Source organism: Kitasatospora sp. NPDC006697 (assembly GCF_042869935.1).
GTDB lineage: Bacteria > Actinomycetota > Actinomycetes > Streptomycetales > Streptomycetaceae > Kitasatospora.
The window spans coordinates 99,807-106,003 of record NZ_JBIAGU010000035.1; the positions used below are offsets into that span (position 1 = coordinate 99,807).

Annotated in this window: 7 protein-coding genes and 1 tRNA gene; 4 read left to right on the plus strand and 4 right to left on the minus strand. The window is 69.5% G+C overall.

Annotated features, from left to right (window positions below; all coding sequences use genetic code 11):
* Positions 1-46: 46 nt before the first annotated feature.
* Both ACFYNO_RS34760 and ACFYNO_RS34765 read right to left on the minus strand, forming a co-directional pair.
* Complete coding sequence (locus ACFYNO_RS34760) at positions 47-1,321, minus strand: PTS transporter subunit EIIC (protein ID WP_388021524.1); 1,275 nt, start codon at positions 1,319-1,321, stop codon at positions 47-49.
* Positions 1,322-1,579: 258 nt separating this feature from the next.
* Positions 1,580-2,824, minus strand: coding sequence for a PTS transporter subunit EIIC (locus tag ACFYNO_RS34765; RefSeq protein ID WP_388021525.1), 1,245 nt, complete (start codon positions 2,822-2,824; stop codon positions 1,580-1,582).
* Between the two features lie 366 nt (positions 2,825-3,190).
* Here ACFYNO_RS34765 and ACFYNO_RS34770 point away from each other — a divergent pair, with 366 nt between their 5' ends.
* The 4 genes from ACFYNO_RS34770 (at position 3,191) to rdgB (ending at position 5,127) form a co-directional block, all read left to right on the plus strand.
* Positions 3,191-3,424 (plus strand): glucose PTS transporter subunit EIIB, encoded by a 234-nt coding sequence (locus ACFYNO_RS34770; protein WP_035848895.1) that lies wholly within the window; start codon positions 3,191-3,193, stop codon positions 3,422-3,424.
* 101 nt (positions 3,425-3,525) lie between these two features.
* Positions 3,526-4,251 (plus strand): ribonuclease PH, encoded by a 726-nt coding sequence (gene rph / locus ACFYNO_RS34775; RefSeq protein WP_388021526.1) that lies wholly within the window; start codon positions 3,526-3,528, stop codon positions 4,249-4,251.
* Between the two features lie 92 nt (positions 4,252-4,343).
* Positions 4,344-4,478, plus strand: a complete 135-nt coding sequence (locus ACFYNO_RS34780; RefSeq protein ID WP_388021527.1) for a hypothetical protein — start codon at positions 4,344-4,346, stop codon at positions 4,476-4,478.
* Between the two features lie 37 nt (positions 4,479-4,515).
* Positions 4,516-5,127, plus strand: a complete 612-nt coding sequence (rdgB, locus tag ACFYNO_RS34785) for an RdgB/HAM1 family non-canonical purine NTP pyrophosphatase (RefSeq protein ID WP_388021528.1) — start codon at positions 4,516-4,518, stop codon at positions 5,125-5,127.
* A gap of 45 nt (positions 5,128-5,172) precedes the next feature.
* Here rdgB and ACFYNO_RS34790 read toward each other — a convergent pair.
* Both ACFYNO_RS34790 and ACFYNO_RS34795 read right to left on the minus strand, forming a co-directional pair.
* A tRNA-Leu gene (locus ACFYNO_RS34790) sits at positions 5,173-5,250 on the minus strand.
* A gap of 50 nt (positions 5,251-5,300) precedes the next feature.
* Positions 5,301-6,068: an HNH endonuclease gene (locus ACFYNO_RS34795; RefSeq protein ID WP_388021537.1), complete on the minus strand. Its 768-nt coding sequence runs from the start codon at positions 6,066-6,068 to the stop codon at positions 5,301-5,303.
* Between the last annotated feature and the right edge of the window lie 129 nt (positions 6,069-6,197).

The following is a 6,197-nucleotide window of genomic DNA, read 5'->3' on the forward strand; positions in this document are numbered from 1 at the left end:
CCCGTCCGGCGAACCGGACGGGGGCCCCTGTCGGCAGGGCCGGTGGTCAGGCCTTGGTGGTGTCCTCGACCTCGTCGTCGTCCTCGCGGCCCGGCGTCTTGAGGTTGAACTTGGTGATCGCGAAGCGGAACACGAAGTAGTAGACGGCGGCGAAGACCAGGCCGATCGGGATGATCAGCAGGGGGTCGTGCGCCTTGCTGTAGGCCAGCAGGTAGTCGATCAGGCCGCCGGAGAAGGTGAAGCCGTCGTGCACGCCGAGCGCCCAGGTGACGGCCAGCGAGACGGCGGTCAGCACCACGTGGACCACGTACAGGGCCGGGGCGATGAAGACGAAGGAGAACTCGATCGGCTCGGTCACACCGGTGACGAAGGAGGTCAGCGCGAGCGACAGCATCATGCCGGTGACGGCCTTGCGCCGGTGCGGCTTGGCGGTGTGTGCGATGGCCAGGGTGGCGGCGGGCAGCGCGAACATCATGATCGGGTAGAAGCCGGCCATGAACTGGCCCGCGTGCGGGTCGCCGGCAAAGAACCGGGTCAGGTCGCCGTGCACCACGGTGCCGTCCGGCTTGGTGAAGTCGCCGGCCTGGAACCAGGCGTAGGAGTTGACGAACTGGTGCATGCCGACCGGCAGCAGGGCGCGGTTGACCAGGCCGAACGCACCGGCGCCGAGGGCGCCCGCGCTGATCAGGGTGTTGTTCAGGTGGCCGATCGCGTCGCCCACCGGGCCCCAGACCTCGGCGAAGAGCACGCCGACCGCGGTGCCCACGAAGGCCATGAGGATCGGCACCAGGCGGCGGCCGTTGAAGAAGCCCAGCCAGTCGACCAGCCTGGTGCGGTGGAACCGCTGCCAGAGCACGGCGCTGAGCAGGCCTATCACGATGCCGCCGAGCACGCCGGGGTTCTGGTAGGTCGGGGCGACCCACTTGCCGTCGGCGATGTGGCCCTCGGTGATCGGGAACGCGGTGAGCACGTTCTTGTAGACCAGGAAGCCGACCAGCGCGGCGAGCGCGGTGGAGCCGTCGGCCTTCTTGGCGAAGCCGATCGCGATGCCGACCGCGAAGAGCAGCGGCAGGTTGTCGAAGACCGCGCCGCCGGCGGTGCTGAAGACCGCGGCGACCTTGTCCCAGCCGAGGCCGTCCTTGCCGAAGACGTCGTCCTGGCCCAGGCGCAGCAGCAGACCGGCGGCGGGCAGCACGGCGATCGGGAGCTGGAGGCTGCGGCCGATCTTCTGCAGGCCCTGCAGGGTGTTCTGGCCGGCCTGCTTCAGCGGGGACGGGGCGGGCGCCGAGGAGGGCACCTTTGCCTGCGCTGTCGTACTCATGGGGTGGTTCCTCACGGCATGGCGTACCGGGCGGGGTGCGGGCCGGGGGCCGGTACGCGAACTGGTCTACACCACTAGTGGTGTAGACCAGTTTTGTAGCACGCCGTGAGGGGGGCTGGAAATGCCGCTAGCCCCGCAGGTGGGAAGCGCTATGAAATCGAAACCTTGTTGTGGATTAACGATCATCGCTACCCGCGGTAACCAGCCTCCGGATCGTGCTGCGCGCGTACGGATCGCGAACCCCGCGGGTTCGACTCCTCAGGCCCTGGTGGTGTCCACCACATCCTCGTCCGGTTCACGGCCGGGTGTCAGCAGGTTGAACTTGGTGATCATGAAACGGAAGAGCGCGTAGTACACCGCCGCGAAGCAGAGGCCGATCGGAATGATCAGCCAGGGTTTGGTGGCCAGGCTCCAGTTGATCAGATAGTCGATCAGTCCCGCCGAGAAACTGAAACCGTCGTGCACGCCCAGCGCCCAGGTGATGCCCATCGAGGCGCCGGTCAGCAGTGCGTGCGCCACGTAGAGCAGCGGTGCGACGTAGAGGAAGGAGTACTCGATCGGCTCGGTGACGCCGGTCACGAAGCTGGTCAGCGCGACCGAGGTCATCAGGCCGTAGATCTCCTTGCGCCGGTGCGGCTTGGCGGTGTGCGCGATGGCCAGCGCGGCGGCCGGCAGTGCGAACATCATGATCGGGAAGAAGCCCGAGGTGAACTGGCCCGCCGTCGGGTCGCCGTGCAGGAAGCGCGGGATGTCGCCGGTCCAGACCTGGCCCTGGGCGTCCTTGTAGGTCCCGTATTGGAACCAGACGAAGGTGTTCAGGAACTGGTGCATGCCGATCACCAGCAGCGCGCGGTTGGCCACACCGAAGATCGCCGAGCCCAGCGAGCCCAGCCCCGAGAGCCAGTCGCTGAAGTGCACCAGGCCCCGCCCGATCGGCGGCCAGGCCCAGAGCGCCAGCACCGCCAGCACGATCGCCACCAGTGCCATGATCATCGGCACCAGCCGGCGCCCGTTGAAGAACCCCAGCCAGTCCGGCAGCTTCGTCCGGTGGAAGCGCACCCAGAGCCAGGCGGAGAGCAGGCCCATCACGATGCCGCCGAACACCCCCGGGTTCTGGTAGGTCGGCGGATTGGTCGGCGGCTTGATCGGGAACTGGTGGAGGATGTTGAAGTAGACCAGGAAGCCCGCGACCGCGGCCAGCGCCGTCGAGCCGTCCGACTTCTTCGCCATGCCGATCGCCACGCCGACGCAGAACAGCAGTGGCAGGCCCAGCGTGGGGTCCAGCAGCGCGCCGCCCGCGCCCGCGAGCACCTTCGCCACGTTCGGCCAGTCGGCGATCTTGCCCTGCGGACCGAAGATGTCCGGCTGGCCCAGCCGGTTCAGGATGCCCGCCGCCGGCAGCACCGCGACCGGCAGCTGGAGCGAGCGCCCCATCTTCTGCAGCCCGCCGTAGAAGGTGTGCCACCACTGCTTCTGGGGGAGCGCGGCGCTCGCTGAGCTCATCTTCGTCCTTCCGCGTCGGCCGTCCGGTCGCGAGCGGGGCCGGGAACACCCCGGGCGGTCCGCACGTTTTGGGAAGTACGACCGGATTGGTGTAGACCAGTCGTGGCACCACCAGTCGTGCTACTGCCGAACGCGCCGACGGAGCCGAGCCCCACTCACCGTCATCCTGGGAGGAAGATCCAACCGGCGCGCGCGGGACTGGTCCGAACGAGGGCCGGCGTGGCGGATCCCCCCGAACCGGGCGATGCTGATCCCGCCGGACACGGGCGAACTGAGCCCGCGTCACCGGACCACCCAGCACGGCACGCACACCGCAGGACGGCCCCGGCAAGGCAGCCGGAAGGCCGACGAAGAGGGAGAAAGACCATGGCCAGCAAGGCTGAGAAGATCGTCGCCGGTCTCGGCGGTATCGACAACATCGAAGAGGTCGAGGGCTGCATCACCCGGCTGCGCACCGAGGTCAAGGACCCCTCCCTCATCGACGAGGCCGCGCTCAAGGCCGCCGGCGCCCACGGCGTCGTGAAGATGGGCACCGCGATCCAGGTCGTCATCGGCACCGACGCCGATCCGATCGCCGCCGACATCGAGGACATGATGTAAGCAGCACCCCCCACCGAGGGCCCGCCGGCGCACCAGCCGGCGGGCCCTCGGCAGGTCCGGGTGGCCGGGCGGGCGTCCCCGAGCGACTACGCTCAACCACCATGTCACGCATCGACGGCCGCACCGCCGACCAGCTCCGCCCGATCACCATCGAACGCGGCTGGAGCAAGCACGCCGAAGGCTCCGTCCTGGTCTCCTACGGCGACACCAAGGTGCTCTGCACCGCCAGCGTCACCGAAGGCGTCCCGCGCTGGCGCAAGGGCAGCGGCGAAGGCTGGGTCACCGCCGAGTACGCCATGCTGCCGCGCGCCACCAACACCCGCGGCGACCGCGAGTCCGTCCGCGGCAAGATCGGCGGCCGCACCCACGAGATCAGCCGCCTGATCGGCCGTTCGCTGCGCGCCGTGGTCGACCACCGCGCGCTCGCCGAGAACACCATCGTGCTCGACTGCGACGTCCTCCAGGCCGACGGCGGCACCCGCACCGCCGCCATCACCGGCGCCTACGTCGCCCTGGTCGACGCCGTCGCCTGGGCCCGCGGCAAGGGCCTGCTGCGCGCCAAGGGCCAGCCGATCACCGGCGGCGTCAGCGCGGTCAGCGTCGGCATCATCGACGGCGTGCCGATGCTCGACCTGCGCTACGAGGAGGACGTGCGGGCCGAGACCGACATGAACATCGTCTGCACCTCCGACGGCCGCTTCGTCGAGGTCCAGGGCACCGCCGAAGGGCAGCCCTTCGACCGCGACCTGCTCAACCAGCTGCTCGACCTCGGCTCGCTCGGCTGCGCCGAGCTGGACGCGGTGCAGCGCAAGGCGCTCGAGGGCTGACCTGCGGAATCCACCGCCCCGGGGCTGTACAGCACGGGGCGGTGGGCCGTACCGTTCCGGGGAACAGCCCTCCGCACCACCCGAGGTCCGCGATGCCGCCCAGCATCAACCGCACGACCGTCCTCTCCGTCGTCGCCCTGCTGCTCGTCCTGCCGCTCAGCATCATCGGCTGCACCGGCACCCACCGGGCCGCGGCGCCACCGGTGAGCACCGCCGGGTCCAGGTGAGCTGACGGGCCGCCGGGGTGGGCGATACTGGGGAGCCATGAGCACCCCCCGACGCCTGATCCTCGCCACCCGCAACCAGCACAAGGTCACCGAGCTGCGCGCCATCCTGGGCGCCGCCGGCCTCGACGTCGAACTGGTCGGCGCCGACGCCTACCCCGAGATCCCCGACGTGCCGGAGACCGGCGTCACCTTCGCCGAGAACGCCCTGCTCAAGGCCCACGCACTGGCCCGCGCCACCGGCCTGCCGGCCATCGCGGACGACTCGGGCCTCTGCGTCGACGTGCTCGGCGGCGCGCCCGGCATCTTCTCGGCCCGCTGGTCCGGCAAGCACGGCGACGACCTCGCCAACCTCGAACTGCTGCTCGCCCAGCTCTCCGACATCGCCGAGGAACACCGCGCCGCCCACTTCGCCTGCGCCGCCGCACTCGCGCTGCCCGACGGCACCGAGCGCGTGACGGAGGGCCGCCTGCTCGGCACCCTGCGCACCGCCCCGGCCGGCACCAACGGCTTCGGCTACGACCCGATCCTCCAGCCGCTGGGCGAGAGCCGGACCTGCGCGGAGCTGACGGCGGAGGAGAAGAACGCGATCAGCCACCGGGGGAAGGCGTTCCGGGCGCTGGCGGAGGTGGTCAAGGACGTGCTGGGGTGATGGAGAACGGGGTCCTCTGTCGCGGAGGACCCCGCTGCTCAACCGTGGTACGCCCGGTGGGACTCGAACCCACGACACTGCGATCCTAAGTCGCAGCCCTCTAGCCAGCTGGGGTACGGGCGCTCATGGAGCAGCCTACCCGGTCCGGCAAGGGCGTTTCGGAGTCCGACGGGTCAGGCGACGCGCGGAAGATTGCGATTCCGGCCGCAGTACGTCGTGGTGGTGGCATGGCAGTTCGGGCAGAGCAGCCGCAGGTTCTCCGGGCGGTTGTCCGACCAGTTCCCGTTGATGTGATCGACCTCCAGCGTCAGTGGTCGGCCGCGCCACACGGATCCGGTGCCGCAGCCCTCGCAGGAATCCGGCCGACCGAGTTCGAGCAGGGCGCGGCGCAGCCGGGGGCCTTTCAGGCGCTGTGCGTCGCTCGGCCGCTGGACAAGGAGCTCTTCGGGTCGTCGCCGGTTCGCCGGCGGCTTCCCGCGGTTGCTTCCGGCCCCGGTGAAGTGGCTGGTGTCCAGGTCGTGCTGGGCGATCACGGCCTTGAGGCGCCGACGGTTGCCCGTGGTGTCGGCGAGGCCGAGCACCCGAAGGACGCCGGCGAGGCTGGCTTGGGCGGCGACTGCCGGCTCCACCTCGTCCTTGGGCATCAGCAGGGACCGACTGTCCCTGACGAAGTGTGAAGTGTCGATCCCGAAGTCCTCGGTGCGCCGCTTCAAGTAGCCGTAGAGGCTGTCATAGGGAACGACACCCAGCTCCCGGATCATCGCACCCATGCTGGTGCTGGCGGCTGCGGCAGCAGCCAGGCGATCGCGGGTGTACGCCTGGCGCGGTCCATCTGCACGGCTCTGCTCGAAGTGCGAGATGTCGATTCGGTAGTGCTTCAGTCGCTTGGTGAGGTAGCTGTGAGTGCCACCGGCAAGGGGCACACCAAGTCTGCGAATCATGTCGGTCACGCTCGCCGAGCTGGCAGCGAGTTCTCTTAGAGGGTGTTCGATAGGGGATTCCCCCCAACTGTCCGGCTTTGATCGAGGTAGCACGGACTCGATTCCAGGATCTCGTGGCGGTCGGGTCCG

Bases quoted from the DNA above. Each gene is read 5' to 3' on its own strand.
- rdgB (WP_388021528.1), top strand. From the start codon at position 4,516: ATGAGCACCCCCCGACGCCTGATCCTCGCCACCCGCAACCAGCACAAG.
- ACFYNO_RS34770 (WP_035848895.1), top strand. From the start codon at position 3,191: ATGGCCAGCAAGGCTGAGAAGATCGTCGCCGGTCTCGGCGGTATCGAC.
- rph (WP_388021526.1), top strand. From the start codon at position 3,526: ATGTCACGCATCGACGGCCGCACCGCCGACCAGCTCCGCCCGATCACC.
- ACFYNO_RS34765 (WP_388021525.1), bottom strand. From the start codon at position 2,824: ATGAGCTCAGCGAGCGCCGCGCTCCCCCAGAAGCAGTGGTGGCACACC.
- ACFYNO_RS34780 (WP_388021527.1), top strand. From the start codon at position 4,344: ATGCCGCCCAGCATCAACCGCACGACCGTCCTCTCCGTCGTCGCCCTG.
- ACFYNO_RS34760 (WP_388021524.1), bottom strand. From the start codon at position 1,321: ATGAGTACGACAGCGCAGGCAAAGGTGCCCTCCTCGGCGCCCGCCCCG.
- ACFYNO_RS34795 (WP_388021537.1), bottom strand. From the start codon at position 6,068: ATGATTCGCAGACTTGGTGTGCCCCTTGCCGGTGGCACTCACAGCTAC.